This window comes from Pseudomonas sp. PDM18 (genome assembly GCF_014852585.1).
GTDB lineage: Bacteria > Pseudomonadota > Gammaproteobacteria > Pseudomonadales > Pseudomonadaceae > Pseudomonas.
The window spans coordinates 58,328-84,853 of record NZ_JACVBX010000010.1; the positions used below are offsets into that span (position 1 = coordinate 58,328).

Genomic DNA, 26,526 nt, shown 5'->3' on the forward strand with positions numbered 1-26,526 from the left:
CTTCTGCGATCAATGCCAGGGCGATTGTCCGGCAAGAAAAAGCCCCGCGATGCGGGGCTTTTTCTTGGGGCAGGATCAGTACTTCGCGCCGGCCTTGAGCTGCGCCTCGGCGGCCTTGGCCAGGTCCGGCGGGAGGAAGTCCTTGTCCGGGTTGTAGTCTGGCTTCAGGTAGGTGCCCAGGGCCTCCAGGTCGCTCGGCGCGAGGGTGCCGGCGGTCTGCTTGAGGCTCAGGTTGTCGAGGATGTAGTCGTAGCGCGTGTTGTTGTAGTCGCGCACCGAGTTGTACAGCGAACGCTGGGCGTCCAGTACGTCGACGATGTTGCGGGTACCGACCTGGTAACCGATCTCGGTGGCTTCCAGCGAGCTCTGGTTGGAGATGATCGCCTGGCGACGCGCCTTTACCTGCTCCACGTCGGTGTTCACCGCGCGGTGCTGGTTGCGGGCGTCCTGGACCACCTGGCGGCGCTGGCTTTCGCGCAGTTGCTCGCTCTGGTTCAAGCGCTGGTAGGCCTCGCGGACCTGGGAACTGGTCAGGCCACCGCTGTAGATCGGCACGTTCAGCTGCAGGCCGATGCTGCTCTGGTCGACGTACTTGCCGTAATGCGGCTGGCTTCCATCGTTGGCAAAGCCCAGCGCGTCGTTGTCACCCTTCTGGTACTGGGCCACGGCGTCGACGGTCGGCAGGTGGCCGGCCTTGCGCTGGCGCAGGGTCTCTTCGGCGGCATCGACCGCGTAGTTGCTGGCCTGCAGGCGTAGGTTCTGCTGGACCGAGGTGTCCACCCAGGCCTTCGCGTCGTTGGGAACCGGCGCGACGACCGGCAGCGAATGGAGGATGCCCTCGATGGCGCTGTACTCGCGGTTGGTCAGGGTCACCAGTGCCTGGAAGGCGTCATCCACCTGCTGCTCGGCCACAAGGCGGTTGGCCCGCGCGGTGTCATAGCTGGCTTGGGATTCGAGTACGTCGGTCTTGTCGGAGAGGCCGACGTCGAAGCGTTCGTTGGATTGGTCCAGCTGGCGCTTGAACGCTGCTTCCTCGGCCTTGCTGGCGGCCAGGTTGTCCTGGGCGCGGAGCACGCCGAAGTAGGTCTGGGCGGTCTGCAGGATCAGCTGCTGCTGGGTTGCGGAGAATTCGAGCTGGGCCTGTTCGGTGGTGTTTTCCGCGGCTTTGAGCTGGAACCAGCGATCCGCGCGGAACAGCGGCTGGCTCAGGGTTGCCTGCACCAGCTGGGTATTGCGGTTCAGCGTGGCGCTGGGGGTGTCCAGCGAGGTGCGGGTGCTGCCCGTGCTGGCCCCGGCGTTGATCTGCGGCAGCAGGCCGGAGCGTGCCTGGGGCACGGCTTCCTTGCGCGCCAGGTAGTCGGCCTGGGCGGCGGCGAGGTCGGCGTTGTTGTCGACCGCGTCCTTGTAGACGCTGATCAGATCCGTCTTGGTGGGCAGAGAAGGGGCGGCCGGAGCGGGCTGTGCAGCCCAGGCAAAGCCTGTCGTTGCGGCTACAGCGACAGCCAGAGAGAGTCTGCGCAGCATTCGTTCATCCTGGAAAGTGATGCGAGGTGGGGCAAGGCTACGGTCGCCGCCGGTGGCGGTCAAGGCACGTTCGTACGAGCCTTCCGAGGCAGGAGTGTAGCCGCGTGTAGGCAATTGCGCGTTTTCGGCCGGGCGGCGTTGGCTTATCCGTGTGCACTTGATTAGACTGCGGGCGTTCTTGTCGGGGTGCCCCATTGCGAGGGGCTGAGATCGGATAGTTCCGGATCCCGTTGAACCTGATCGGGTTAGCACCCGCGTAGGGAACAAGAAGTACGCATCCCGCGGCGCATTCCGCCCCGGCCCCAGCCCTCTTCGGGATGCGTCCCTTCGCTGCAGCCAGCAGCTCCTCTCGTCCCAGGTTCTCCCCCGGCAATCAACCCCAGGAGAGCCAGGATGAGCACCCAGAAAAACAACGTCACCCGCCTTGAACAGCTGGACCGCCAGTCGACCCAGCCCTTTCCGAATTCGAAGAAGGTCTACCTGACCGGCTCGCGCCCGGACATCCGCGTCCCGGTGCGGGAAATCTCCCTCGCCGACACTCCGACCGCCTTCGGTGGCGAGAAGAACGCCCCGGTGATGGTCTACGACACCTCCGGCCCCTACACCGACCCGGACGTGCGCATCGACCTGCGCAAGGGCCTGCCGGACGTGCGCTCGCGCTGGATCGACGAGCGTGGCGACACCGAAATCCTTCCCGGCCTGACCTCCGAGTTCGGCCAGTCGCGCCTGGCCGATGCAAGCCTTGACGCCCTGCGCTTCGCCCACGTACGTACCCCGCGCCGCGCCAAGGCCGGGAAGAACGTCACGCAGATGCACTACGCGCGCCAGGGCATCATCACGCCGGAGATGGAATACATCGCCATCCGCGAGAACATGAAGCTGCAGGAAGCCCGCGCCGCCGGCCTGCTCGATGCCCAACATCCGGGCCAGAGCTTCGGCGCGAGCATCCCGAAGGAAATCACCCCCGAGTTCGTCCGCGAGGAAGTCGCTCGCGGCCGCGCAATCATCCCGGCGAACATCAACCACATCGAACTGGAACCGATGATCATCGGCCGCAACTTCCTGGTGAAGGTCAACGGCAACATCGGCAACAGCGCGCTGGGCTCCTCCATCGAGGAAGAAGTGGAGAAGCTCACCTGGGGCATCCGCTGGGGCGCCGACACGGTGATGGACCTGTCCACCGGCAAGCATATCCACGAGACCCGCGAGTGGATCCTGCGCAATAGCCCGGTACCCATCGGCACCGTGCCGATCTACCAGGCGCTGGAGAAGGTCAACGGTGTCGCCGAGGACCTGACCTGGGAAATCTTCCGCGACACCCTGATTGAACAGGCCGAGCAGGGCGTGGACTACTTCACCATCCATGCCGGCGTGCTGCTGCGCTACGTGCCGCTGACCGCCAAGCGCGTCACCGGCATCGTCTCCCGTGGTGGCTCGATCATGGCCAAGTGGTGCCTGGCCCATCACCAGGAGAATTTCCTCTACACCCACTTCGAGGAAATCTGCCAGATCATGAAGGCCTACGACGTCAGCTTCTCGCTGGGCGACGGCCTGCGTCCGGGCTCGGTGGCCGACGCCAACGACGCCGCGCAGTTCGGCGAGCTGGAGACCTTGGGCGAGCTGACCCGCATCGCCTGGAAGCATGATGTCCAGGTTCTGATCGAGGGCCCCGGCCACGTGCCGATGCACCTGATCAAGGAGAACATGGACAAGCAGCTGGAGTGCTGCGACGAGGCGCCGTTCTACACCCTCGGCCCGCTGACCACCGACATCGCGCCGGGCTATGACCACATCACCTCGGGCATCGGCGCGGCGATGATCGGCTGGTTCGGCTGCGCCATGCTCTGCTACGTCACGCCCAAGGAGCACCTGGGCCTGCCGAACAAGGATGACGTGAAGACCGGCATCATCACCTACAAGATCGCCGCGCACGCCGCCGACCTCGCCAAGGGCCATCCGGGCGCGCAGATCCGCGACAACGCGCTGTCCAAGGCGCGCTTCGAGTTCCGCTGGGAGGACCAGTTCAACCTCGGCCTGGACCCGGACACTGCTCGCGCCTTCCACGACGAGACCCTGCCCAAGGACTCGGCCAAGGTGGCGCACTTCTGCTCCATGTGCGGGCCGAAATTCTGCTCCATGAAGATCACCCAGGAAGTCCGCGACTACGCCAAGGAGAACGGCCTCACCGATGAGCAGAAAGCCATCGAGGCCGGTTTCCAGGAGCAGGCCGCGCGCTTCAAGGACGAAGGTTCGGTGATCTACAAGCAGGTGTGACCGGTCGCGCTCACCCTTGACGACAAGGGTGGGCAGACTTGTAGGAGCGAGCTTGCTCGCGAACAGCCCAACTGCGGAGCCGCCAGCGGGCACCGTTCGCGAGCAAGCTCGCTCCTACGAAAAACAACAAAATCCTATTCAACTTTCGAGCCCTGCACGCATCGTGACCACTACCGCCATCGACTATTCACCGACCTCCGCCGTGGGCAGCGCCCAGCGCGTGCTCGGCCTGCGCGACCTGTTCTCCCTCTGGTTCTCCCTGGGCATCGGCCTGATGGTGCTGCAGACCGGCGCCCTGCTGGCGCCGGGCCTGGGCCTGGCCGGCGCACTCGGTGCAATCCTGCTCGGCACCCTGGTCGGCGTGCTGCTGCTGGCCAGCGCCGGGGTGATCGGCACCGACACCGGCCTGTCCGCCATGGCCTCGCTCAAGCTCAGCCTGGGCAGCCACGGCGCCGCGCTGCCGGCTCTGCTGAACCTGATGCAGCTGATTGGCTGGGGCGCCTTCGAGATCATCGTCATGCGCGACGCCGCCAGCCTGCTGGCGACCCGCGCTTTCGGCGAGGGCAGCCTGTGGACCAATCCAGCCCTCTGGACCCTGGCATTCGGCGCGCTGGCGACTCTGCTCGCGGTTGCCGGACCGCTCGCTTTCGTGCGCAAGGTGCTGCGTCGCTGGGGCATCTGGCTGCTGCTCGCGGCGTGCGTCTGGCTGACCTTCGACCTGTTCCAGCGCGCAGACCTGGCCGCGCTCTGGGCCAAGGCCGGCGACGGCTCGCTGTCCTTCGCCGTGGGCTTCGACATCGCCATCGCCATGCCGCTGTCCTGGCTGCCGCTGATCGCCGACTACTCGCGCTTCGGCAAGCACGCCGGGCAGACCTTCACCGGCGCGGCGCTGGGCTTCTTCATCGGCTGCTTCTGGCTGATGGGCCTGGGCGTGGCCTACACCCTGGCGTTCGCCCAAGGCAGCGACGCCAATGCGCTGCTGCTGGCGCTGGCCGGCGCCGGCATGGGCATCCCGCTGCTGCTGATCCTGCTGGACGAGTCGGAGAAGGCCTTCGCCGACATCCACTCGGCGGCGGTTTCCAGCGGCATCCTGCTGCCGCTCAAGGTCGAGCTGCTGGCCCTGGCCATCGGCGTGATCTGCACCCTGATCGCCTGGTTTGCGCCACTTGAGCAGTACCAGAACTTCCTGCTGCTGATCGGCTCGGTGTTCGCCCCGCTGTTCGGCGTGGTGCTGATCGACCACTTCGTCCTGCGCCGCCGCGCCCCGGCAGCGATTCCCCACGGCCTGCGCTGGGGCTCGCTGATCGCCTGGGGCGGTGGCGTGGTGGTGTATCACCTGCTGGCGAACTACCAGCCGGACCTGGGGGCGACCCTGCCGGCGCTGGTGGTGGCCGGGGTGCTGCAGTTGCTGCTGGGGCGCGTCGGCGCCAGGGTACCGGCTTCGGCGTGATGCTGTTCGCGAGCAAGCTCGCTCCTACAGGCTCGACGCCGGTGCAACGGCTCTTGTAGGGCCGAGGGGGCGCCTAGCCCTTGCTCGCGAACACATCCAATACTGGCCTTGCCGGCTAATCGAGGATGAATCCGCGATTGACTACCGGTCGCTGTGAACCAACCTACTGCGCCCCGCGCCCCGGGAAGTAGTAGGGCTTCACGATGCCATTCAGGCGCGGATACGGAATCTTCAGCTCCGGGTGCCCGACCGAATGCGGCGCGATGCGGTCGATGTCGTACTTGAGCGTCATCGCCCCGAAGGTCAGGGCGAAGTGCTCGGTGGGCTGGAACGGCCAGTCCTTCGAGAAGTTCGGGTCCTGCTCGTCCAGCTTGTTCTGCAGGATCCACGCCTGGTGTGCCATGCGCGCCACTTTCCAGAAGTTGTCCTCCTGGCCGGGCAGAAGAATGTCCTGCAGGGCGAGCACCTTGTGGATGCGTCGATCATAATTGATGAACGCGCGGCCGGGCTGGCCGTACTCGCCGCCGGTGAAGCGATAGCTGGACAGCTCGATGATCACCAGACCGTCATGCTGTTCGCGGATCTTGGCCTGCAGGTAGCTGCTCCAGCCGGGCTGGGCCGAATCGAGGAAGCGTTTCTCGTAGACGTCCAGGCTCGCCGGGGGCGCACCGTCGCCTTCGCGGGACAGTTGCAGCAGTTGCGTGTTGATCGCTTCGTTGAGCGCCGGCTCGTCGTCGAAGCTTACGGTGTCGAGGTTGAACAGCGGGCATTGGTCACCCTGGCAACCCGGCTTGGCATGTTCGAAGGCGGTGTGTTGCGCAGGCAGCGGTTCGTCGAGCGCGGGCTTGAACAGACCCTGGCACGCCCCCAGTGACAGGCTGATGCCGCACAGGGCTGCTAGTTTCAGAAGTCGCATGGGATTCCTTGTCGTGGACGTTCGCCGGCAATGGAGTGGTTCGACCGCCATCGGCGCTGCCGGTTCGGCGGTTGATTATGAACCACTTTGCGAACCCCGGCTGCGTGCGGCGGTCACAGCCAATCTGGCCGTCCGGCCGCCCGCGAAAGAGGCTGCGTCGCCTTCGGCGGCGCGATAGGATGGCGCGAAGTTCAATGCACTGTCAGTAGGAACGGGAGTAGGAACGGGATGTCGGAAACGTTCAAACCAGGCCCCCTGGACATCGAGATCCAGAAGCGCGAGCAGTGCTTCAAGGGCTTCTACAAGGTCGACCGCCTGCACCTGCGGCACCGCCAGTTCGCCGGCGGCATGGGCCCGGTGCTCAAGCGCGAGTTGTTCGTGCGCCACGATGCCGTGTGCGTGCTGCCCTACGATCCGCAACGCGATGAAGTGGTGCTGATCGAACAGTTCCGCATTGGCGCCATGGACGCCGGGGTCAACCCCTGGCTGATGGAGCTGGTGGCCGGGCTGATCGACAAGGACGAGGAACCCGAGGAGGTCGCCCGCCGCGAAGCGGTGGAAGAGGCCGGCCTGACCCTCGGCGCACTCTGGCCGATCGCCCAGTACCTGCCGTCGCCCGGCGGCAGCAATGAGCTGGTCCACCTGTTCGTCGGCCGCTGCGACAGCAGCAACGCCTCGGGCATCCACGGGCTGGAGGAGGAGGGCGAGGACATTCGCGTCCACGTCATGCCGTTCGAGGAAGCACTGCAGGCCGTACGTGACGGTCGCATCAACAACGCGGCGAGCATGCTCGCCCTGCAATGGCTGGCGCTCAATCGCGCCGAGGTAAGGGGGTTATGGGTGTGAATCTGTTGCGCGAGCGCTATCGCGTCGACCTGGCGGGCCTGCAGGCGACCTGCGAGGCGAACTACTTGCGCCTGATGCGCCTGCTGCCGGAAATGCGCGAGACCCAGGTCTCGCGCCGTGTGGCGCTCAGTGAAGGCGAGCGGTTGCTCGGCGTGCTGGCGCTGGACGTGATCGAAGCCTGCCCCTACACCACCGTGCTGCAGGTGCGCCAGGAACTGGGGCTGCCCTGGCTGCCGGCACCCAGGCTGGAAGTGCGGGTCTACCACGACGCGCGCATGGCCGAAGTGGTCGGCGCCGAGCAGGCGCGCCGCCTGCTGGCGATCTACCCCTACCCGAACCAGGCGATGCACCAGCCGGACGAGAAGAACCAGCTCAACCAGTTCCTCGGCGAATGGCTGAGCCACTGCCTGTCCTGCGGCCACGAGCTGGAGCCGGTGCTGCAACGCTGAAATCAGGATGATGGCGGCATGCCATGATATCCTGCCCGCCCATCGCACACTCGTGTCCCTAACTGTGATCTGTGACGCTTTCCCGGTTTGCTCAGGGGGGCGCCTGTCACCATACTTCGTCACGAATCCCCGCACGCCCGCCTCACAGGAGAAGGCGTTTTGCCCACCCAGTCCAGCGCTTCCGATTCCGTCCTGGTCGTCCAGCTTTCTGACAGCCACCTGTTCGCGCAAGAGAACGGCCGGCTGCTGGGCATGGACACCGCCGACAGCCTGACCCAGGTCGTCCGCCTTGTGGGCGAGGAGCAACCGGCGATCGATCTGGTGCTGGCCACGGGGGATCTCTCCCAGGACGGCTCGGTCGAGTCCTACCGGCGCTTTCGCGACATTACTGCGCCCATCGCTGCGCTGACCCGCTGGTTCCCCGGCAATCACGACGAAATGGAGCCGATGCGCGAAGCCGCCGCGGGTACCGACCTGCTCGACCCGGTGATCGACCTGGGCGCCTGGCGGGTGATCCTGCTGGACTCGACCATTCCCGGGGCGGTGCCGGGCCAGATGACCGTCGAACAGATCCAGCTGCTGGAGCGTGCCATCCAGGCTGCGCCGGACAAACACCTGCTGATCAGCTTCCACCACCACCCGGTGTCCATCGGCAGCCAGTGGATGGATCGCATCGGCATCTACAACCCGGAACGCCTGTTCGCCGTCATCGACCGTCACCCGAACGTACGCTGCCTGCTCTGGGGACACGTGCACCAGGAGATCGACCGCATGCGCGGCGACGTGCGTCTGCTCGCCTCGCCGTCGACCTGCGTGCAGTTCACTCCGGGCAGCGAGGACTTCTGCGTCGACAGCCCGGCGCCGGGCTATCGCTGGCTGCGCCTGCTGCCCGATGGTCAGGTCGAGACCGGCGTTTCGCGTGTGACCGACATCGAGTTTGAAGTCGACTACAGCATCAAGGGCTATTGAACGGTCACGCTTCGAACGCCTTGCGACGCTGACCCACTTGCGGCATGCCACTTGCAGCTTGTAGCCTCCCGGCCCATGACCGCATTCCTCTATATCCACGGATTCAACAGTTCGCCCGGCTCGCAGAAGGCGCGCCAGTTCACGGCTGCCATGGAGCGCCTGGGTCTGGCCGACCAGCTGCGCGTGCCCGCGCTGCATCACCATCCGCGCAAGGCTTTGGCGCAATTGGAAGCCGCCATCGCCGAACTGGGCCAGCCGCTGCTGATCGGCAGCTCCCTGGGCGGTTACTACGCGACGTACCTGGCCGAGCGCCATGGCCTGAAGGCCGTGCTGATCAACCCGGCCGTGGCGCCGCACCGGCTGTTTGACGGCCAGCTCGGCCCGCAGACCAACTACTACAGTGGCGAGACCTGGGAACTGACCCCGGACCACGTCGCTGCGCTGGCGGAACTTGAAGTCCCCGCGCCCATCGACGGCTCGCGCTACCAGGTGTGGCTGCAGACCGCCGACGAAACCCTCGATTACCGCGCCGCCGAGCGCTACTACCGGGCCGGTGCGTTGCGCATCGAGTCCGGCGGCGACCACGGCTTCCAGCGCTTCGTCAGCCATCTGCCGGCTCTCCTGGCCTTTGCCGGGGTGCCGTCCAGCCAGTGGCGCGACGTGGATTTCTCCGAATTTGAAGCCATCACCTCTTCGACTGATTAAGCAGGAACCCCATGGCCCAGCAGAACGCCTATAACGCAGACGCCATCGAGGTTCTCTCCGGCCTCGACCCGGTGCGCAAGCGCCCGGGCATGTATACCGACACCTCGCGGCCCAACCACCTGGCCCAGGAAGTCATCGACAACAGCGTCGACGAAGCCCTTGCCGGCCACGCCAAGAGCGTGCAGGTGATCCTCCACGAGGACAACTCGCTGGAAGTGATCGACGACGGCCGTGGCATGCCAGTGGACATCCACCCCGAAGAAGGCGTGCCCGGCGTCGAACTGATCCTCACCAAGCTGCACGCCGGCGGCAAGTTCTCCAACAAGAACTACCAGTTCTCCGGCGGCCTGCACGGCGTGGGCATCTCGGTGGTGAACGCGCTGTCGACCCTGGTCGAGGTGCGGGTCAAGCGTGACGGTAACGAGTACCGCATGACCTTCGCCGACGGCTTCAAGTCCAGCGACCTCGAGGTCGTCGGCACCGTCGGCAAACGCAATACCGGCACCAGCGTGCACTTCTGGCCGGACGCCAAGTACTTCGATTCGCACAAGTTCTCCGTCAGCCGCCTCAAGCACGTGCTCAAGGCCAAGGCCGTGCTGTGCCCGGGCCTGCTGGTCAGCTTCGAGGACAAGTCCACCGGCGAGCGCATCGAGTGGCACTACGAGGACGGCCTGCGTTCCTACCTCGTCGACTCAGTCTCCGAGAACCTGCGCCTGCCCGACGAGCCGTTCTGCGGCTCGTTGGCCGGCAACAAGGAAGCGGTGGACTGGGCCCTGCTGTGGCTGCCCGAGGGCGGCGAATCGCTGCAGGAAAGCTACGTCAACCTGATTCCCACCGCCCAGGGCGGCACCCACGTCAACGGACTGCGCCAGGGCCTGCTGGATGCGATGCGCGAGTTCTGCGAGTTCCGCAACCTGCTGCCGCGCGGCGTCAAGCTGGCGCCGGAAGACGTCTGGGAGCGCATCGCCTTCGTCCTCTCGATGAAGATGCAGGAGCCGCAGTTCTCCGGCCAGACCAAGGAACGCCTGTCCTCCCGCGAGGCCGCGGCGTTCGTCTCCGGCGTGGTCAAGGACGCGTTCAGCCTGTGGCTCAATGCCCACCCCGAGTTGGGCCTGCAACTGGCCGAACTGGCTATCAGCAACGCCGGCCGCCGCCTCAAGGCGGGCAAGAAGGTCGAGCGCAAGAAGGTCACCCAGGGCCCGGCGCTGCCCGGCAAGCTGGCTGACTGCGCGGGGCAGGACCCGATGCGTTCCGAGCTGTTCCTGGTGGAAGGTGACTCCGCCGGCGGTTCGGCCAAGCAAGCGCGCGACAAGGAATTCCAGGCGATCATGCCGCTGCGCGGGAAAATCCTGAACACCTGGGAAGTGGATGGCGGCGAAGTGCTCGCCAGTCAGGAAGTCCACGACATCGCCGTGGCCATCGGCGTCGATCCGGGCGCGGCCGACCTCAGCCAGCTGCGCTACGGCAAGATCTGCATCCTCGCCGACGCCGACTCCGACGGCCTGCACATCGCCACCCTGCTGTGCGCGCTGTTCGTCCGCCACTTCCGCCCGCTGGTGGAAGCCGGCCACGTCTACGTCGCCATGCCGCCGCTGTTCCGTATCGACCTGGGCAAGGAAGTCTTCTACGCCCTGGACGAAGCCGAGCGCGATGGCATCCTTGACCGCCTGGCCGCCGAGAAGCGCCGTGGCAAGCCGCAGGTCACCCGATTCAAGGGCCTGGGCGAGATGAACCCGCCGCAGCTGCGTGAAACCACCATGGACCCGAACACCCGCCGGCTGGTCCAGCTGACCCTGGAAGACACCGAGGGCACCGTGGAAATGATGGACATGCTGCTGGCCAAGAAGCGCGCCGGCGACCGCAAGTCCTGGCTGGAAACCAAGGGCAACCTGGCGGACATCGCCTGATGCGCTGGCTGTTGCTCTCCCTTGGGCTTTGCGCCGGCCTTGCCGTCGCCGCCCAGGCGCCCGAGCAGGCTCCCAAGGCTGCCGCGCCGCTCGCCACCCCCCTGGCGCCAGCGTCGCTGCAGTTCGTCGCGGAACACCCGGTGGAAGGCATGCCCAGCGGCAATCTTTCCGGGCTGGCGCTGTGCGGCAACGAGATGTGGACGGTGTCCGACCGTGATGACGACCGCATCTACCGCCTGCTGGTCGACGAGACGCCGGGCAAGGCCTGGCAGGCCAGCGCCGAACCCTTCGTGGTGCCGGGTCCGCCGGAAAGCGGCCTGTCCTGGGGCACTCGCGCGCGGGTCAGCATCGGCGGCCTGCTGCGTGGCGGCGCCATGGACTTCGAAGGCATCAGCTGCGATCAGGCGGGCAACCGCTATTTGGTCAGCGAAGGTTATGCCGCCGTCCTGCTGCTGCCCGCCGTCGGTGAGCCGAGCTGGCTGCCTTTACCGCAGAACCTGCTGCGCCAGGCCCGCGCCAGTGGCCTGCTGATGGAATTCAATGCGCTTTACGAAGGCATCGCCATCAGCGCCGATGGTAAGCAGCTCTGGCTGGCCGCCGAGCGTCAGCGTCGCGGCCTGCTCAAGGTGCATAACGAAAACGGCACCTGGAAGTGCGATGGCAACTGCGTAATGCTCAGCGAAGGCGGCACCGCGCTGCCGCCGCCTGAACTGGGCGCCGAGCGCGCCCTGCCGATCGATTTCTCCGACCTCGCGCTGTACAAGGACAAGTTGTTCACCCTGGAGCGCCTGGCGCACCAGATCTGCCGCCGCGATGCCAAAAGCGGCGCGCAGGAGCTGTGCTGGTCCTTCGCCGCCGGTGCGCTGGCCCCGGAACGGCGCTATGACCTGCCTTATGGCGTGGCCGAAGCGCTGATCCTCGACGACCAGGGCGCCTGGATCGGCCTGGACAACGGCGAGCATGCCCGTGCCGATGGCGACAGTCGCCCCTACGTGCTGCGCTTCGCGGCGCCGGCCGGCGGCTGGCTCGGTGGCAAATGAACGACGCGGTGCCGGGCAAGCGGATCGGCAAGATCATGATGTTCCTCGCTTGGGGCGCGGGTATCCTGCTGGCCACCCGCTATTTCGGCGCCTGGGAAACTCGTCAGCACAACCCCAACCCGCAGCCGCAGTCGACCCGCGGCGACGGCTACGTGGAAGTACGGCTGATCGGCAATCGTGGCGGCCACTACGTGGTGGACGGCAGGATCGGCAGCGAGACGGTGACCTTCATGCTCGACACCGGTGCCACCCAGGTGGCCCTGCCGCAGCGCCTGGCCGACCGCCTCGGCCTGCCGCGCGGCTTGCCGGTGACCCTGGACACCGCCAACGGCCGCAGCCAGGGCTGGCGCACGCGCCTGCCCAGCCTGCAGCTTGGCGACATCCGCCTGACCGATGTGCCGGCGCTGATCGCGCCGGGCATGGAAGGCGACGAGGTGCTGCTCGGCATGAGCGCACTCAGACAACTCGATTTCACCCAGCAGGACGGCACCCTGGTGCTGCGCCAGCGATCTACACCGTGAGGCACGCATGAGCGAAACCCTCGATCTGAGTCTGGAGGGCGTGGAGCGCCGGTCACTGGCCGACTTCACCGAACAGGCTTACCTGAACTATTCCATGTACGTGATCATGGACCGCGCCCTGCCGCACATCGGCGACGGTCTGAAGCCCGTGCAGCGGCGCATCGTCTACGCCATGAGCGAACTGGGCCTGGACGCGGATTCCAAGCACAAGAAGTCGGCGCGTACCGTCGGTGACGTGCTGGGTAAATACCACCCCCACGGCGACTCGGCGTGCTACGAAGCCATGGTGCTGATGGCGCAGCCGTTCTCCTACCGCTACCCGCTGGTGGACGGCCAGGGCAACTGGGGTGCGCCGGACGATCCCAAGTCCTTCGCCGCCATGCGTTACACCGAGGCCCGCCTGTCGCGCTACGCCGAGACCCTGCTGTCCGAGCTGGGCCAGGGCACCGCGGACTGGGTGCCGAACTTCGACGGCACCCTGGACGAGCCGGCCGTGCTGCCGGCGCGCCTGCCGAACCTGCTGCTCAACGGCACCACCGGCATCGCCGTGGGCATGGCCACAGACATTCCGCCGCACAACCTGCGCGAAGTGGCCGCTGCCTGTATCCGCCTGCTGGATGAGCCGCAGGCGACCATCCCCGACCTGATGGAGCATGTACAGGGCCCGGACTTCCCCACCGAAGCGGAAATCATCACCCCGCGCGCCGACCTGCAGAAGATCTACGAAACCGGCCGTGGCTCGGTGCGCATGCGCGCCGTGTACCGCGTCGAGGACGGCGACATCGTGGTCACCGCGCTGCCGCACCAGGTCTCCGGGGCCAAGGTGCTGGAGCAGATCGCCGGGCAAATGCAGGCCAAGAAGCTGCCGATGGTGGCCGACCTGCGCGACGAGTCGGACCACGAGAACCCGACCCGCATCGTCATCATTCCGCGCTCCAACCGCGTGGACGCCGAAGAGCTGATGACCCACCTGTTCGCCACCACCGACCTGGAAAGCTCGTACCGGGTGAACATGAACGTCATCGGCCTGGACGGCAAACCCCAGGTCAAGGACCTGCGCCAGGTACTGAGCGAGTGGCTGACCTACCGCACCGACACCGTGCGCCGTCGCCTGCAGTTCCGCCTGGACAAGGTCGAGAAGCGCCTGCACCTGTTGGAAGGCTTGCTGGTCGCCTTCCTCAACCTCGACGAAGTCATCCACATCATCCGCACCGAGGACCAGCCCAAGCCGGTCCTGATGCAGCGCTTCGAGCTCTCCGAGCTGCAGGCCGACTACATCCTCGACACTCGCCTGCGTCAACTGGCGCGCCTGGAAGAGATGAAGATACGCGGCGAGCAGGACGAGCTGGCCAAGGAGCGCGCCAAACTACTGGCGATCCTGGGTTCCAACGCCAAGCTGCGCAAGCTGGTGCGTGACGAGCTGCTGGCCGACGCCGAGACCTACGGCGACGACCGCCGCTCGCCCATCGTCGCCCGCGCCGAGGCCCGTGCCCTGTCGGAAACCGAGCTGATGCCGACCGAGCCGGTGACCGTGGTGCTGTCCGAGAAAGGCTGGGTGCGTTGCGCCAAGGGCCACGATATCGACGCCACCGGCCTGTCTTACAAGGCTGGCGACGGTTTCAAGGTGGCCGCGCCGGGCCGCTCGAACCAGTACGCGGTGTTCATCGATTCCACGGGGCGCAGCTACTCGCTGGCGGCCCACAGCCTGCCGTCCGCCCGTGGCCAGGGCGAGCCGCTCACCGGTCGCCTGACGCCGCCGCCGGGCGCCTCCTTCGATCGCGTGCTGCTGCCGGAGGATAATGCCCTGTATGTGCTGGCCTCCGACGCCGGCTACGGCTTCGTCGCCAAGGGCGAGGATATGCAGGCCAAGAACAAGGCCGGCAAGGCGCTGCTCAGCCTGCCCAACGGCGCGCAGGTCATGGCGCCGCGCCCGGTAAACGATTTGGAACAGGACTGGATCGCCGCAGTCACTACCGAAGGTCGCCTGCTGTTGTTCAAGGTGTCCGACCTGCCGCAGCTGGCCAAGGGCAAGGGCAACAAGATCATCAGCGTGCCGGGCGACCGCGTGGCGAGCCGCGAGGAGTACCTCACCGACCTCGCCGTTCTTCCGACGGGCGCGACCCTGGTGCTGCAGGCTGGCAAGCGGACGCTCTCGCTCAAGGGTGACGACCTGGAACACTACAAGGGTGAAAGGGGCCGCCGGGGCAATAAACTGCCGCGCGGTTTCCAGCGAGTGGACGCCTTGCTGGTAGAATCGCTGTCTCAGGATTGAAACGCGGCTCGATACACTCTGCCTCTGGAGCTGAGGCGCCGGTTAAGGGATGATACGTCCCTTTGGGTAGCCGGCGCCGCGGCGCGTTGCCTGAAGTCATATTGGTTTTGTTGGAAGTAGCGCCGATATTCGGCGAATGACGGTGATCCAGATGAGCGCATTGCGCGCCTTGGCCTATCTTTCCCTCGTCAGCCTCCTCGGGCTGGCGGGTTGCACGGTGAATCGACCGACCCAGCTGTTCCAGCTGGATGCGGGCGCGGTTCCCGTCCCTACCCGTGACAACGGCGTTGCCGTACTGCTCGGCCCGGTCTCCCTGGCCGATTACCTGAAGCGCGAGACCATGGTCCAGCGTCAGGCAGACGGTATCCTCAACCTGTCCACCGAAGCCCGCTGGGCCGGCAGCCTCGAGACCAACGTCAGCCAGCAGCTGATGCGCCTGCTCTCGGGCGAGCTGGACAGCACCCGGCTGGCGCTGTTCCCGGAGAAGCCCGGCTTCACCCCGCAGGTCCAGGTCATGCTGACCATCAGCCGCCTGGACTCCGGCCCCAAGGAGCCGGCGGTGCTGGAGGCGCGCTGGCGCCTGCTCGACCAGAAGGGTGAACTGCGCGACAGCCGCGTTTTCCGCGAGGAAGAGGCGCATTCGGGTAGCGTGCAGGACCAGGTACGGGCGCAAGGCGACCTGCTGCGCAAGCTGTCCGTGCAACTGGCCCGTGACGTGCGCCCGGTTGCCGCAGCGGTTGCCGAGCAGCAGGCTGCGCCGCCACGCAAGCCGGCGGTGGCCAACACCGAGCAAGCGGCGAAGCCCAAGGAAGAAGGACCGAAGATCCCGCTGGTGGTGCCGATCCGCACTGATGTCGAGGTCTACCGCTTCTAAGTCGATCTTCGTGATCGCAGCATTCACGGCCCGCAGAGCATAGCTTTGCGGGCCTTTTTGCTTCTACTGTGGCCCGTTTTGACATCTTCTTGACGGCCCCCGTGGTATCTACAGGGGCTTGTGCAGGTGATTGGCGCTCGGACGCTTTCCGCGCGGAACCTGCGAGAGACTCGCGCGTGTCTTCACTCCCTCAATTCTCCGGTGTTCAGGCGGATTCCGCCCTGGGTCGTCAGACGCTGTGCGTGATGCTGGCGGCGCTGGTGCTGTTCCTGCTTGGTGTGCAGGGCGATGCCTTCGTCGGCTTCGATTCGCGCTTCGTGTTGTTCGCGCGCGAAATGCTGCGCCACGGGCCAGGCTGGTTCCCGACCACCTACGGCGCACCCTATCCGGACTATCCGGCCACCTCGACCTTCCTGACCTACCTGTTGTCGCTGCCGCTGGGCCGGGTCACCGAGTTCACCGCATGGCTGCCCACCGCGCTGGCCGGGGCGATCTGCGCCGGCGTCGTGTACCGCCTGGTGGCTCCGTTCTCGCGCTCCTGGGCGCTGGTCAGCGTGGCTATGCTGCTGCTGACCGCCACCTTCGTCAGCGAAACACGGGCTGTCTCCCTGGATCTGATGGTGGCCGCCGTCGGCCTGCTTGCCTTCTACGTTGCCTTCCACGCCGAACGCCATGGCGTCCCGGGCTTGCTGCTGCGCCTCTTGCCGCTGTTGCTGCTCGGTTTCGCTCTGCGTGGCCCGTTAGGGCTGGTGGTGCCGGCGGGCATGGTGTGCAGCCAGTTGCTGCTGGACCGGCGCTGGAAGCCACTGTTCGCCTTCTCGGCGAGCGCGCTGGCGCTGCTGATTCTCTGCGTCTTCGCGCTGATCGCCCTGGCGCGCTCGGTAGGGGGCGAAGTCTTCGTCCAGGACGTCCTGCGGATGCAAGTGATCGGTCGACTGGACGGTTCTGCTGGTTCCAGCGACGCGCTGTATTACTTCCGAAGCTCCCTGGGCAATTACGCGTTGGCCTTCCCGCTGGCTCTTCCGGCACTGGCGCTGCTCTGGCAGCGTCGCCGCGAGCCGGCGTTCCGTCTGGTAGCGGGCTGCGCCCTGGCGGCGCTGGTGGTCATGGCCGGGTTGTCGGTGCCGCAGGCCAAGAAGGCCCGCTACATCATCGCGCTGGCTCCGCTGGCCGCCATCGTGGCGGGGTACCCGTTCATGGTCGCCGGCAGTCGACTGGCGCAAGTGCTGCGGGGTTTGCTGAGTGTGCTGTGGGTGGCCCTGCCGGCCTTGCTGCTGGTGGGGTTGTGGCTGGCCTGGAAGCGTTATCCACAGGAGCTTGCCACGTTGGGCTGGCGCTTGCCGGCGTGTATCGTCGTGCTTGCCGCGCTGCTGGTATTTGGCGCGCTGCGCTGGCGACGTCCGGCAACATTGGCGCTGGGCGCCGCGCTCGCGCTTTGGGCAAGTTACATCCTGGTCTTCGAGCCGATGGAACACCGCCTGTATGACAGCCAGGGCTTTTCCCGCGAAGTGCTGCGCCAGCTCGATGCCGAGCCTGCGCCCCTGGCGCTCTATGGCATGGCGCCGGACGCGCAGGCGATCAAGCTCATGGTCAACCTCGACCGCGACCTGAGGCCACTGTTCCTCGACCGCCCGGAACAGTTGGCAGCGCAAGGCGGCCCGTTCTACCTCATGATCCAGGCCCGTGATGCCAAGCGCATTGCCGCCTCCTTGCCTGCCGCCTCCGAGTTGCTGTTCGAAGGCAGCTTCGACAAGGAAACCTTCCGCCTGCTGCGCCTTCCCGGAGTGGGCTCCAACCCGTGATGAAAGCATTGACTTCCCTGCTTGCCGGCTGCCTGTTGCTGAGCGGCTGCGGCGATTCCGATACCCAGGATGTGGTCGAGCGGGACCAGGCATTCTTCCGCCAGCACCCGTTGCCAGCGCTGGAGATCGCTTCAGGCGACGGCAGCTTCGTGCTGCCGTTGTTGCCTGATACCCAGTTCTACGCGGAGAACAACCACCGCAAGCGTCACCTGTTTCGCAGCGAGCAGCGCTTCCCCGGCCTGCCGTATCAGCCGGCGCTGGCGTTCTTCGCGCAGACTTTCTGGCTGGCCAAGTACGCCGAGGTACTGCAGGTCCCGCTGGTGGTGCACCTGGGCGACGTGGTGGAAAACGCCGGTGTCGCCACCCAGTGGCAGACCGCCAGCGGCGCCATGCGTACGCTGGAGGAGCGCGGTGTGCCATATAGCATCGCTACGGGTGAGCGTGATGTGCACGAAGAGGCCAGCACGGATGACCGCCGCTCCTTCCTCGATCGTTTCGCGGATCACTTCGGCCCCGAGCGAGCCGCCTGGCAGAGCACCTACGTCGGCAGCGATCCCAAGGGCCTGAGCCAGGTGCACCTGTTCCAGCGCTACGGTCAGTCGTTCCTTCTGCTGGCACTGGACTGGAGCCCTTCCGAGGCTACCCTGGCGTGGGCGCAGAGCGTCATCGATGAGCATCCCCATGTGCCGGTGATCCTCGCCTCGCATAGCATCCTGAGGCCCAGCGCTGGTGGCGTGGCGGAGCTGTCCCGCGAAGACAACGCCAGCGGCGCGCGGTTGTGGGATCGGCTCATTCGCCGTAACGATCAGGTATTCCTCACCCTGAACGCCCATTCCGATGGGGCAGTGCATACGCGGATGCTCAACGACCTGGGGCACAGCGTGGACATGGTGATGGTGGACTACCAGCACCAGTACTTGGGCGGTAATGGCCTGCTGCAACTGCTGGAACTGGACCTGCGGCGCAACAGCCTCGCCGGTTTGTCGCTGTCGCCCTGGGTGCTGTGGAAGCGCCAGTTCTACCCTCAGGCGTACAAACCCTGCGCGACGCCGCAGGCCCTGCATGATTGCGATCAGCTGATGCCTGAAGATTCTCCCGGCTGGGACAACCGCTTCCGGCTCGAACTGGATTACCAGGCGCGGTTCAGCAGCTTCAAGGGTTACAGCGCGAAGCTGCCTTTGCCGAGCGCGCAGGCGCCGTTGCTGGAGCAGCTTCAGGTGCAGCTGGGCAAGCGCTGAGTCAGTTGCTCCGACGCACTGCGCGGCGTAGGCCGATGCCGGCCGCCGCCACGCCCAGGCAGGGCAGCCAGACCCAGCGCGCCTCCGAGATCAACACCTCCAGCCCGCGCTGGCTGAAGAAGCGCGATAGGCCGATGGGCGAGACTTCGATGGGGTGCAGCGGCAGGAAGTAGCGCTGATCGCTCCACGGCCAGAACCATGCGACGCCCAGGCCGCCGTCTGTCATCGCATCCAGCACGCTGTGGGAGGCGGTGGCGAGTCCCATCCACAGGCCGGCCTTCAGCGGGCCGCTGCCCAGCGGGCGGCAGCACAGCGCCCCGAGCGCACCCATGCATGCCGCGAACAGCAGGGAATGGCTGAAGCCGCGATGGCCGAACGCGTCGTTGTAGGCAATGCCCAGCTTGAAGGCAAGCACATCGAGGTCGGGTAGGCAGGCGGCGAGCATGCCGGCCAGGAGCAGGCGTGGCGGGATGAAGCGCGAGCCGAGCGCAAGACCCACGGCGAGCGCGGGCAGGGGATGGGTGATCAGGGTGGTCATGGAATCCTTTCCACGAGGGGCCCGGCGGCCCCTTTCTTTCTATTGGGGGTCAGGTGGTGCGCAGGGCGCGCATGCGCGAGAGCTGGCGTTCGAGCATGGAAGGATAAGGTTCCTTCAGCCATTCCACGCAGCAGGCGTTTTCCGGGCTGGCGATAGGACGAATACGTGCGCGCTCGCGGACTTTTTCATCGTCGCCGATGGACTTCTCCACCAGCAGCAGGTTGCGGCTGTGCTGGCTGAGGGCTAGCGCATCCTGAGCGGAAGAGTCCTGCAGCAGCTCGGACTGTTCGAGGTCGGCGATGTCCTCGCCCAGCACCAGGCCCAGTTGCAGTTGCAGAGTGATGCCGCTGTCGGCCACTTCGATCTGCAGGGCATGGCCCAGGGCGCGCATCAGCTCGCCGCAGCACAGGGCGTTGGTGAGGAACTCTTCGTCCTGGTCGCGGCTGTGGAAGAGGATCAGGCTGCCGCCGTCGCTGAGGGTGTAAAGCGTGCCCTTGTACAGGCGCGCGGCCTGTTCCAGGCAGTCGCGGTAGCGCTGCAACAAATCGACCAGTCGCGCCCGCGGCAGGCGGCGCAGTTGTTCCTGGGCGCCCAGTTGTACGGCCAGCACGGCGCTTGTGCCGGCGGAAACCGGCTCCGGCTCGGCTTCGGGCTCTTGTTCTTCGACGCCGATCTCGTCTTCGGCTTCCTCGTCCGTCACCGCCTCGAACTCTTCCTCGGGGAAGTCCTCGTCGGCTTCGGACTTGCGGCGCGCGGCGGGAGCGAGCAGTTCGTCGTCGGAGAAGATGTTCTCGTCGAATTCGTGTTCGTCAGTGGCGTCGGCAGCTTCCAGAGAAGGCTCCTTGGCTGCGGGCTTGCCAGCCTTGGCAGGCGCTTTCGGACGCGGTGCGGGGGTGCTGATCACCGGCTCGGGGACCGGCGGCTTCTCTGGCGCCAGGCGCGCCTGGAGCTGGCGGGCGAGGTCGCCGATCTCGTTCTGTAGACCGGCGCCGGGCGCGCTGTCGTCCGGATCGCGCAGCCAGACACGAAGCTGTAGCAGGGGGGTGGAAATCTGCCGCCCCAGGCGCAGGCCGAAGGTCAGGGTGAGCAGCAACAGGATCAGGCTGATCAGCCCCATGCTCTGCAGGCTGACGGTCATCGGCTGCTCGAATTGGTGCATGTCGAGGCTGATGCGCAGGTGGCCGGCGATCACTTCCTGGAAGGTGATGGGCGTGGAGTACAGGCCCTCGGCGTCGCCCAGCAGGCCTTGCTTGGGTCGCGTGCCGGACTCGGCAAGGATGCGGTTGTCCACGCTGTAGATGGCTGCGTGGGCCACCAGCGGGTTTTTGGTCAGGTTGTTGAGCAGCACATTGAGGCTGAGGATGTCATTGGACACCAGCAGCTCGGTGGCCGACTGCGCGGTCTGCGTGGTCAGGCTCTGGCCAAGGGCATCGGCCTGCTGCTGCATGGCCTGCTTGAACTGCAGGCCCATCACGCAGGCGTAGATCACCAGGGCCGTGGCCACCAGCAGCAAGCCGTGGACGGCAATGCGCAGGGCAATCGGCACGCGGCGCTGGCGCAGGGCGTGGAAGAGCAGCAGGAAGAAATTGTCAGGCTTGACGGAGGTGGGCCGGGTCACAGCGGGCTCGGTCTTCTTTAGGGCAGATGCGGGGCAGTATAACGATGCCCTACCGAGGGGCAAAGCGCCGCAGGCGCTGTCAAGGCGGCGAAAGTCTGCGCGCTGCATCGATCAGGCGTGCATTCCGATCGGCGGCGCCGTCTCGCGGGCGGGCGAGCGGAGCATCCGCAGGCACTGAAAGCAGGTAGAATGACTGCCTTTTTTCCATGGCGGAGACAGCGCCTTGCGCGAGATCGTCCTGATCAACATCACCGGGGAAGACCGCCCCGGCCTCACCGCGGCCATTACCGGCGTCCTGGCGCAGGGTGGCGTGAACATCCTCGATATCGGCCAGGCGGTGATCCACGACACCCTGTCCTTCGGCATTCTGGTGGAAATCCCGGATAACGAGCGGGCCTCGTCGGTGCTCAAGGACGTGCTGTTCACGGCCTACAAGCTCGACCAGCAGGTGCGCTTCACTCCGGTCTCCGAAGACGATTACCGCCAGTGGGTCGGTGGTCAGGGCAAGCCCCGCCACATCGTCACCCTGCTGACTCGCCGGGTGACCGCCGAGCAGCTGCAGCGGGTCAGCTCGATCACCGCCAAGTACGGCCTGAACATCGACCAGATCGATCGCCTGTCCGGGCGCATGCCGCTGGATATGCCGGCCGACGAGGGCAAGGGCTGCATCGAGTTCTCCGTGCGTGGCGAGCCTGCCGATCCGGCGGCCCTGCGCGCCGAGTTCCTCAGCGTGGCCCAGGAACTGAACGTCGACATCGCCTTCCAGCAGGACTCGGTGTTCCGCCGCAATCGCCGTCTGGCGGTGTTCGACATGGACTCGACACTGATCGAGGCCGAAGTGATCGACGAGCTGGCCAAGGCCGCCGGCGTCGGCGAGCAGGTGTCCGAGATCACCGAGCGTGCCATGCGCGGTGAGCTGGACTTCCGAGCCAGCTTCAAGGAGCGCCTGGCGCTGCTGCAGGGCCTCTCCGAGGATGTGCTGGAAGAGATCGGCGCCTCGCTGCGCCTGACGGAGGGCGCCGAGACCCTGTTCGCCGAGCTCAAGCGCCTGGGCTACAAGACCGCGATTCTTTCTGGCGGCTTCAGCTACTTCGCCAAGCAGCTGCAGGCGAAGCTGGGCATCGACTATGTGTTCGCCAACGAGCTGCAGATCGTCGACGGCAAGCTGACCGGCGTGGCCATCGAGCCCATCGTCGACGCTCAGCGCAAGGCCGACCTGCTGCGCGAGCTGGCGGCGAAGGAAGGTCTGCAACTGGAGCAGACGATCGCCGTGGGCGACGGCGCCAACGACCTGCCGATGCTTGGCCTGGCCGGCCTGGGCGTGGCGTTCCGCGCCAAGCCGCTGGTCAAGCAGTCGGCCAAGCAGGCGATCTCCACCCTCGGGTTGGATGGCATCCTGTACCTGCTCGGCTTCCGTGACCGCGAAGGCGCCTGACCAGCGCTGATCTACGCCGGAATGAAAAAGCCGCCCCTTGGGGCGGCTTTCTTGTTTCTGCCGGTCGGAATTACTCGTCCGAAGCGAAGTCGTAGTCCATCGCTTGGCTCGGGCCCTGCAGGTAGCGGCCCTGGATGTAGTTGGCGCCGGCCTGCCACAGGGTGGCGAGGGCCGTGGCGCTTTCCACCATGGGCACGATGGTCAGCTTGGCCTGGGCGTGCAGGCTGGCCATCAGGGTCTTCAGGTTTTCCTGGTTCTCCGGGACGTTCAGGTCCTGCACGTAGGAGCCGTCGACTTTCACGAAGTCGACGTTCATGTGCTTGAGCGTGTTGAACGGGTTTAGCGCGCAGCCGAACTGGCAGAGCGCGACCTGGCAGTGCAGCTCGGCCAGCCCCTGGCTCAGCACCTTGGCCTGGCGCAGGAAGGCGATGGCGTCCGGTTCGCTGATCTGGATGATCAGGGCGTCGGCCGGCAGGCGCGAAGCCTTGAGGGCCACGCTCAGCCACGGCAGCAGTTCCGGGTCCTGCAGGCTGGAGCTGGAGAGGTGCACGAAAAGTTTGGTCTCGTGTCCCTTGGCGCGGTGCTCTGAGAGCAGCTTGATGGAGTTGAGCAGTACCCAGCGGTCGATCTTCTCGGCCAGGCCGCTGGCCTTGGCGGCGTTGAGGAAATCCGCCGGCGGCACTTCCTCGCCCTGCGGGTTGAGCAGGCGCAGCAGTACTTCATAGTGTTCGTGGGTGTCGCCGCGCAGGCTGATGATCGGCTGGAACAGCAGGCGGAAGCTGTTCTGTTCCAGCGCCTGGCGGATGATCGCGCTAATGTCGCCGCGGTAGGCGGCGGCGGCCAGTTCGTCGGCTGGGTTGTAGACCTTCAGGCCGTTACCGTTCTTTTGCGCGACCTCGTCGGCGCCGCGGTGGGCGCGTTCGATGACTTCCTGGGCGCGGGTAGTCTTCTCGTCCAGCCCGGCAGTGCCGATGGAGAGGGTGACCTGTGCGCTGCGGCCATGGATGTCGAACAGGTGGCCTTCGATTTTCTTCAGCAGCGAGCTGAAGCGTGGTGCGGAGTGCTCCGGGGCCTCGCCCGGCAGCAGCACGGCGAATACGTCGTCGCTCAGGCGCGCCAACTGGGCCGGCTCTGGGAATTGCCCGCGCAGGAGGTTGCCCAGGTCCGCCAGCAGCAGGTCGATGCTGGCGACGCCCAGGTCCAGTTGCAACGCCTGGGCGCGGTCGAGTTGCATGTAGGCGAAGGTGGCCGGCTGGCCGGCGGTCACCGCGCGCTCCACGGCGCTGTCCATCAGGTCGAGGAAGTGGGCGCGGTTGTACAGGCCGGTGACCAGGTCCTGGCTGCTGACTTCGCGGAGTTTTTCCTCAAGCTGGGCGTTGTCAGACTCGGCGCGGATCACCACCTGGATGCACGGCTCGCCGTCATAGGTGGCGGGCGAGAAGGTCATGCGCGCGGCGAAGGCCTGGCCGTCGCTGCGGATGCCGCTGCAGGCGAGGTCGGCGTTGTCTTCGCTGCTTTCCTTGGTGATGTGGTAGCCCTTGAGGAAGTCCTTGAAGGTGGCCTGGTCGCAGCCGGCGATCAGGTCGATCATCGGCATGCCTTCCAGTTCCTCGGCGTCCTCGTAGCCGAACAGGCCGACGTAGGCGCGGTTGGCGTAGATGTGCATGCCGTCGTGGACGTAGGTGATGGCGTCCACCGAGCTGTCCAGCAGCAACTGGCAGCGCTTCTCCGCTTCGCGCAGGGCGACTTCGGCGGAGCGGCGCGCGCGGCGTTCCTCAAGGTTGGCCAGCTCGCGGTTGGCCACCAGGATCAGGCGCTCGTCCTCGCCTTGCGGCAGGGCATCCTGAGCGCCGAGGGCCAGGGCCTCGGTCACGGCTTCGGAATCATTGCCGCTGACCAGCTGGATGAAGGGAATGTCCTTGGCCTGGCGGCGAATGGCGCCCAGCGCTTCGCTCGGGTCCAGCGCCTCGGCTTCCGGGGCGGCGATCAACAGGTCCCAGCCCTGGGGCAGGATGTCCGTCAGGTCTTCACTGGAGGTAATGCGGTGGACGCGGGTCGCACGACCGGCGTTGCGGAACAGGCTGACCAGGCGCTCGGCTTCGTTCTGCGAGTCTTCCAGGATCAGCAGGCGGATGGTTTTCTTTTCATTGGCCATGAGGAAGGCTGCTTATACCGCGCTGGACGGCAGCAAAAAGGCGACGAAAGGGAAGTCCCCGGAATCTACAGAGACTTCCACAGCGAGTCAAAGTCTTCCTCCCCGCCAGGGCCGCGAGCGTTCGGGGCTGTGATGGGCTTATCGCTCGGCGCGCCGGCGGCATCCTGTGCCTGGTATTCGAACTGGGTGAAGCTGGCGGTGGCGGTGACCTTGCGCGTCAGGCTGGCGCGGCGTTCATCCCCATGCAGGTTGAGCTGCACTCGGTTGCCTTCCTGGAAGGGCAGGCGCGGGGTGATGACGGTGGCCGGGCGGGAGATCGCGGCGATTTCCGGCAGCAGCAGGGCGCGCAGGTACTGGCTGCCCTGCTCGGTCTTGCGCAGCAGCTGCAGGCCACAGGGCTGGGCGAGCGGGGCGATCAGCTCGATACCCATCTGCGTGCCGCCGCCACGGACCTGGCGGATCCAGCGCACCACGGCGACGCTCCAGCTGTGCTCCGGGGTGTCCTGGATGCCGAGCAGTTCGCCGGCTTGCAGCTGGCTGGGAATGTCCTTCGGCCAGGTCAGGCAGTAGCCGCCGGGGCTGTGGTTTACAATGGCCAGGGTGTGTACCGGGTAATCGTCGCGCGGAGTTTCCGTCACCCCACCCAGGGCACTCTCATCGGTGGAGCGCGGTGCGGTGTACTCGATCTCTTCCAGCGGCATGCCGGGTTGCCAGTCGTTGAGCTTCTGCGCGTCGAAGGCGTCGGACCAGGCGTCTTTCACCTCGGTCTTGAAGGTCGGTATCTGTTCCTGCACCTGAATCTTCAGCAGGTCATTGAAGCTTCTGCGGCCGGCGAGGAAGTAGTGCAGGGCGCTCATGCCGATGCACAGGGTCAGTTGGCCCTGACCGGGCGTGCGGTGGAAGGTGCGCTCGGCGATATCGCCCCAGGCCGCGGCGAGGTGCTGCAGCAGATCGATGCTGACGCCCTCGGGCACCTTGAGGCGGGCCTGCGCGCGGTTTTCCGGGGGCAGCAGGAGGTATTCGCGGATCACGTCCACCAGCGGCTGCGGGTCGATGCCCAGAGCGCCGACGAGGTCGCTCTCCTTGAACAGGGTGCGATAGCGCGGCGGGCCATCCACTTGCGGAACTACGACGAACAGGGTGGAGGGCGCATCGGCGGCCTGCACTTTCACCTGCGCCGCCCAGCCCTCGAGGACTTCGGCAACGCGGGCGATGTTGTTCTGGCGCATCTGGTTGCAGCGCGCAGAGCCGAGCATCAGCGCCACCAGGTAGGACTGTTCGATGGACAGTCCCTGGGCCTGGCGGGCCAGCGCGTCGCGCACCGGGGTGTGTTGCAGACCGTGCTGGCGGGCCAGTTGGTAGAGCTGGTGGAGTTCCAGCCAGAGGTTTTCCGGCACCGGGCAGTACAGCTGCGAGGCGCGCACCAGCGGACCGCAGAGGCTTCGGATCGCGCGCTGGATGGCAGCGGTCATGACCTGGGCGCGCTCGCGGGTGAAGCGCGAGGCTTCGCGTACGACAATCAGCTTGTAGCCGATGGCCAAGTGGTTCTGCAGTGCCTGGCAGAGGTTGGCGACCTTGCGCGGACGTTCGTCCAGGACGATGGACTGGTTGAGGAAGTGGCGTTCCAGGTTATGGCAGACGAAGTGCACTTCCGGGCGGAACAATTCCAGCAATTGCAGACGCGTCTCGACCGGCAGCTTGAGCTGGTTGAGTTCGATCAGCCCCTGGTAGAGCTGGCGGGCCGTTTCCCCGAGGTTGGCCTTGGGCAGGTGATCCAGCCAGTTTTTCAGCTCGCGCGGGTTGGCGTTGCAGAAGCTCAGGCTCTCGTGCGTCGGGGTGGGAACACGCAGAAACTGCTGGGGACTGTTGTCCATGGCGGGAATGGTTTCTCCACAATCCGCTTCGTTGTACGAACCGGTTGGTCATAACTGTCGGCTTTTTCCGAACTCTAGCAGCATCCGTCGCCCGCCGCAGCCCATCGCCCGGATGGTGC

At 66.1% G+C, this 26,526-nt stretch carries 20 protein-coding genes and 1 riboswitch; of the genes, 14 read left to right on the forward strand and 6 right to left on the reverse strand.

Features of this window, described 5'->3' with window-relative positions; all coding sequences use genetic code 11:
• Window positions 1–75 precede the first annotated feature (75 nt).
• Window positions 76–1,524, reverse strand: a complete 1,449-nt coding sequence (locus IB274_RS19925; RefSeq protein WP_192434039.1) for a TolC family outer membrane protein — start codon at window positions 1,522–1,524, stop codon at window positions 76–78.
• A gap of 172 nt (window positions 1,525–1,696) precedes the next feature.
• A riboswitch (TPP riboswitch) is annotated at window positions 1,697–1,804 on the forward strand.
• Between the two features lie 113 nt (window positions 1,805–1,917).
• On the opposite strand from IB274_RS19925, the gene thiC reads away from it, so the two are divergent.
• Together thiC and cytX are read left to right on the forward strand one after the other, a co-directional pair.
• On the forward strand, window positions 1,918–3,798 hold the full coding sequence (gene thiC, locus IB274_RS19930) for a phosphomethylpyrimidine synthase ThiC (protein WP_192434041.1): 1,881 nt from the start codon (window positions 1,918–1,920) through the stop codon (window positions 3,796–3,798).
• Window positions 3,799–3,961: 163 nt separating this feature from the next.
• Complete coding sequence (cytX, locus tag IB274_RS19935; protein WP_192434043.1) at window positions 3,962–5,248, forward strand: putative hydroxymethylpyrimidine transporter CytX; 1,287 nt, start codon at window positions 3,962–3,964, stop codon at window positions 5,246–5,248.
• A 163-nt stretch (window positions 5,249–5,411) separates the two neighbouring features.
• On the opposite strand, the gene IB274_RS19940 is transcribed toward cytX, so the two are convergent.
• Entirely contained in the window at window positions 5,412–6,164 is a 753-nt protein-coding gene (locus IB274_RS19940) for an RsiV family protein (protein WP_192434045.1), read from the reverse strand.
• 228 nt (window positions 6,165–6,392) lie between these two features.
• On the opposite strand from IB274_RS19940, the gene IB274_RS19945 reads away from it, so the two are divergent.
• From IB274_RS19945 to IB274_RS19995, 11 genes are all read left to right on the forward strand, one after another.
• A complete protein-coding gene (locus tag IB274_RS19945) occupies window positions 6,393–7,010 on the forward strand; it encodes an NUDIX domain-containing protein (protein WP_192434047.1) in 618 nt (205 codons plus the stop codon).
• Window positions 7,001–7,459, forward strand: a complete 459-nt coding sequence (locus IB274_RS19950) for a DUF1249 domain-containing protein (protein ID WP_192434049.1) — start codon at window positions 7,001–7,003, stop codon at window positions 7,457–7,459. Before IB274_RS19945 ends, IB274_RS19950 begins: the two co-directional genes overlap by 10 nt.
• Window positions 7,460–7,618: 159 nt before the next feature.
• On the forward strand, window positions 7,619–8,428 hold the full coding sequence (gene cpdA, locus IB274_RS19955; RefSeq protein ID WP_192434051.1) for a 3',5'-cyclic-AMP phosphodiesterase: 810 nt from the start codon (window positions 7,619–7,621) through the stop codon (window positions 8,426–8,428).
• A 75-nt stretch (window positions 8,429–8,503) separates the two neighbouring features.
• Window positions 8,504–9,133: a YqiA/YcfP family alpha/beta fold hydrolase gene (locus IB274_RS19960; RefSeq protein ID WP_192434053.1), complete on the forward strand. Its 630-nt coding sequence runs from the start codon at window positions 8,504–8,506 to the stop codon at window positions 9,131–9,133.
• Window positions 9,134–9,144: 11 nt separating this feature from the next.
• Entirely contained in the window at window positions 9,145–11,040 is a 1,896-nt protein-coding gene (parE, locus tag IB274_RS19965; RefSeq protein WP_192434055.1) for a DNA topoisomerase IV subunit B, read from the forward strand.
• Complete coding sequence (locus IB274_RS19970; protein WP_192434057.1) at window positions 11,040–12,080, forward strand: esterase-like activity of phytase family protein; 1,041 nt, start codon at window positions 11,040–11,042, stop codon at window positions 12,078–12,080. Before parE ends, IB274_RS19970 begins: the two co-directional genes overlap by 1 nt.
• Window positions 12,077–12,601: a TIGR02281 family clan AA aspartic protease gene (locus IB274_RS19975; protein ID WP_192434059.1), complete on the forward strand. Its 525-nt coding sequence runs from the start codon at window positions 12,077–12,079 to the stop codon at window positions 12,599–12,601. The genes IB274_RS19970 and IB274_RS19975 overlap by 4 nt, the downstream gene beginning before the upstream one ends.
• Window positions 12,602–12,608: 7 nt before the next feature.
• Window positions 12,609–14,873, forward strand: coding sequence for a DNA topoisomerase IV subunit A (parC, locus tag IB274_RS19980; RefSeq protein WP_192434060.1), 2,265 nt, complete (start codon window positions 12,609–12,611; stop codon window positions 14,871–14,873).
• A 151-nt stretch (window positions 14,874–15,024) separates the two neighbouring features.
• On the forward strand, window positions 15,025–15,747 hold the full coding sequence (locus IB274_RS19985; protein WP_192434062.1) for a membrane integrity-associated transporter subunit PqiC: 723 nt from the start codon (window positions 15,025–15,027) through the stop codon (window positions 15,745–15,747).
• A gap of 245 nt (window positions 15,748–15,992) precedes the next feature.
• Window positions 15,993–17,549 (forward strand): phospholipid carrier-dependent glycosyltransferase, encoded by a 1,557-nt coding sequence (locus IB274_RS19990; RefSeq protein WP_192434386.1) that lies wholly within the window; start codon window positions 15,993–15,995, stop codon window positions 17,547–17,549.
• Window positions 17,549–18,787 (forward strand): calcineurin, encoded by a 1,239-nt coding sequence (locus IB274_RS19995; RefSeq protein WP_192434388.1) that lies wholly within the window; start codon window positions 17,549–17,551, stop codon window positions 18,785–18,787. The genes IB274_RS19990 and IB274_RS19995 overlap by 1 nt, the downstream gene beginning before the upstream one ends.
• 1 nt (window position 18,788) lies before the next feature.
• Here IB274_RS19995 and IB274_RS20000 read toward each other — a convergent pair whose 3' ends face one another.
• On the reverse strand, window positions 18,789–19,325 hold the full coding sequence (locus tag IB274_RS20000) for a metal-dependent hydrolase (RefSeq protein WP_192434064.1): 537 nt from the start codon (window positions 19,323–19,325) through the stop codon (window positions 18,789–18,791).
• 49 nt (window positions 19,326–19,374) lie between these two features.
• Window positions 19,375–20,943 (reverse strand): AhpA/YtjB family protein, encoded by a 1,569-nt coding sequence (locus IB274_RS20005; RefSeq protein WP_192434066.1) that lies wholly within the window; start codon window positions 20,941–20,943, stop codon window positions 19,375–19,377.
• A gap of 223 nt (window positions 20,944–21,166) precedes the next feature.
• Here IB274_RS20005 and serB point away from each other — a divergent pair, with 223 nt between their 5' ends.
• The gene (gene serB / locus IB274_RS20010) at window positions 21,167–22,378 is read left to right on the forward strand and encodes a phosphoserine phosphatase SerB (protein WP_138524114.1); all 1,212 of its coding nucleotides are present in this window, start codon (window positions 21,167–21,169) and stop codon (window positions 22,376–22,378) included.
• A 70-nt stretch (window positions 22,379–22,448) separates the two neighbouring features.
• On the opposite strand, the gene IB274_RS20015 is transcribed toward serB, so the two are convergent.
• Together IB274_RS20015 and IB274_RS20020 are read right to left on the reverse strand one after the other, a co-directional pair.
• Window positions 22,449–24,533: an EAL domain-containing protein gene (locus IB274_RS20015; protein ID WP_192434068.1), complete on the reverse strand. Its 2,085-nt coding sequence runs from the start codon at window positions 24,531–24,533 to the stop codon at window positions 22,449–22,451.
• Between the two features lie 65 nt (window positions 24,534–24,598).
• A complete protein-coding gene (locus tag IB274_RS20020; RefSeq protein ID WP_192434070.1) occupies window positions 24,599–26,407 on the reverse strand; it encodes a molecular chaperone in 1,809 nt (602 codons plus the stop codon).
• Window positions 26,408–26,526 lie beyond the last annotated feature (119 nt).

Coding starts and splice junctions, on each gene's coding strand:
- IB274_RS19925 (WP_192434039.1), bottom strand. CDS start 1,524: ATGCTGCGCAGACTCTCTCTGGCTGTCGCTGTAGCCGCAACGACAGGC.
- thiC (WP_192434041.1), top strand. CDS start 1,918: ATGAGCACCCAGAAAAACAACGTCACCCGCCTTGAACAGCTGGACCGC.
- IB274_RS19940 (WP_192434045.1), bottom strand. CDS start 6,164: ATGCGACTTCTGAAACTAGCAGCCCTGTGCGGCATCAGCCTGTCACTG.
- IB274_RS19945 (WP_192434047.1), top strand. CDS start 6,393: ATGTCGGAAACGTTCAAACCAGGCCCCCTGGACATCGAGATCCAGAAG.
- IB274_RS19950 (WP_192434049.1), top strand. CDS start 7,001: ATGGGTGTGAATCTGTTGCGCGAGCGCTATCGCGTCGACCTGGCGGGC.
- IB274_RS19960 (WP_192434053.1), top strand. CDS start 8,504: ATGACCGCATTCCTCTATATCCACGGATTCAACAGTTCGCCCGGCTCG.
- parE (WP_192434055.1), top strand. CDS start 9,145: ATGGCCCAGCAGAACGCCTATAACGCAGACGCCATCGAGGTTCTCTCC.
- IB274_RS19970 (WP_192434057.1), top strand. CDS start 11,040: ATGCGCTGGCTGTTGCTCTCCCTTGGGCTTTGCGCCGGCCTTGCCGTC.
- IB274_RS19975 (WP_192434059.1), top strand. CDS start 12,077: ATGAACGACGCGGTGCCGGGCAAGCGGATCGGCAAGATCATGATGTTC.
- parC (WP_192434060.1), top strand. CDS start 12,609: ATGAGCGAAACCCTCGATCTGAGTCTGGAGGGCGTGGAGCGCCGGTCA.
- IB274_RS19985 (WP_192434062.1), top strand. CDS start 15,025: ATGAGCGCATTGCGCGCCTTGGCCTATCTTTCCCTCGTCAGCCTCCTC.
- IB274_RS19990 (WP_192434386.1), top strand. CDS start 15,993: ATGCTGGCGGCGCTGGTGCTGTTCCTGCTTGGTGTGCAGGGCGATGCC.
- IB274_RS19995 (WP_192434388.1), top strand. CDS start 17,549: ATGAAAGCATTGACTTCCCTGCTTGCCGGCTGCCTGTTGCTGAGCGGC.
- IB274_RS20000 (WP_192434064.1), bottom strand. CDS start 19,325: ATGACCACCCTGATCACCCATCCCCTGCCCGCGCTCGCCGTGGGTCTT.
- IB274_RS20015 (WP_192434068.1), bottom strand. CDS start 24,533: ATGGCCAATGAAAAGAAAACCATCCGCCTGCTGATCCTGGAAGACTCG.
- IB274_RS20020 (WP_192434070.1), bottom strand. CDS start 26,407: ATGGACAACAGTCCCCAGCAGTTTCTGCGTGTTCCCACCCCGACGCAC.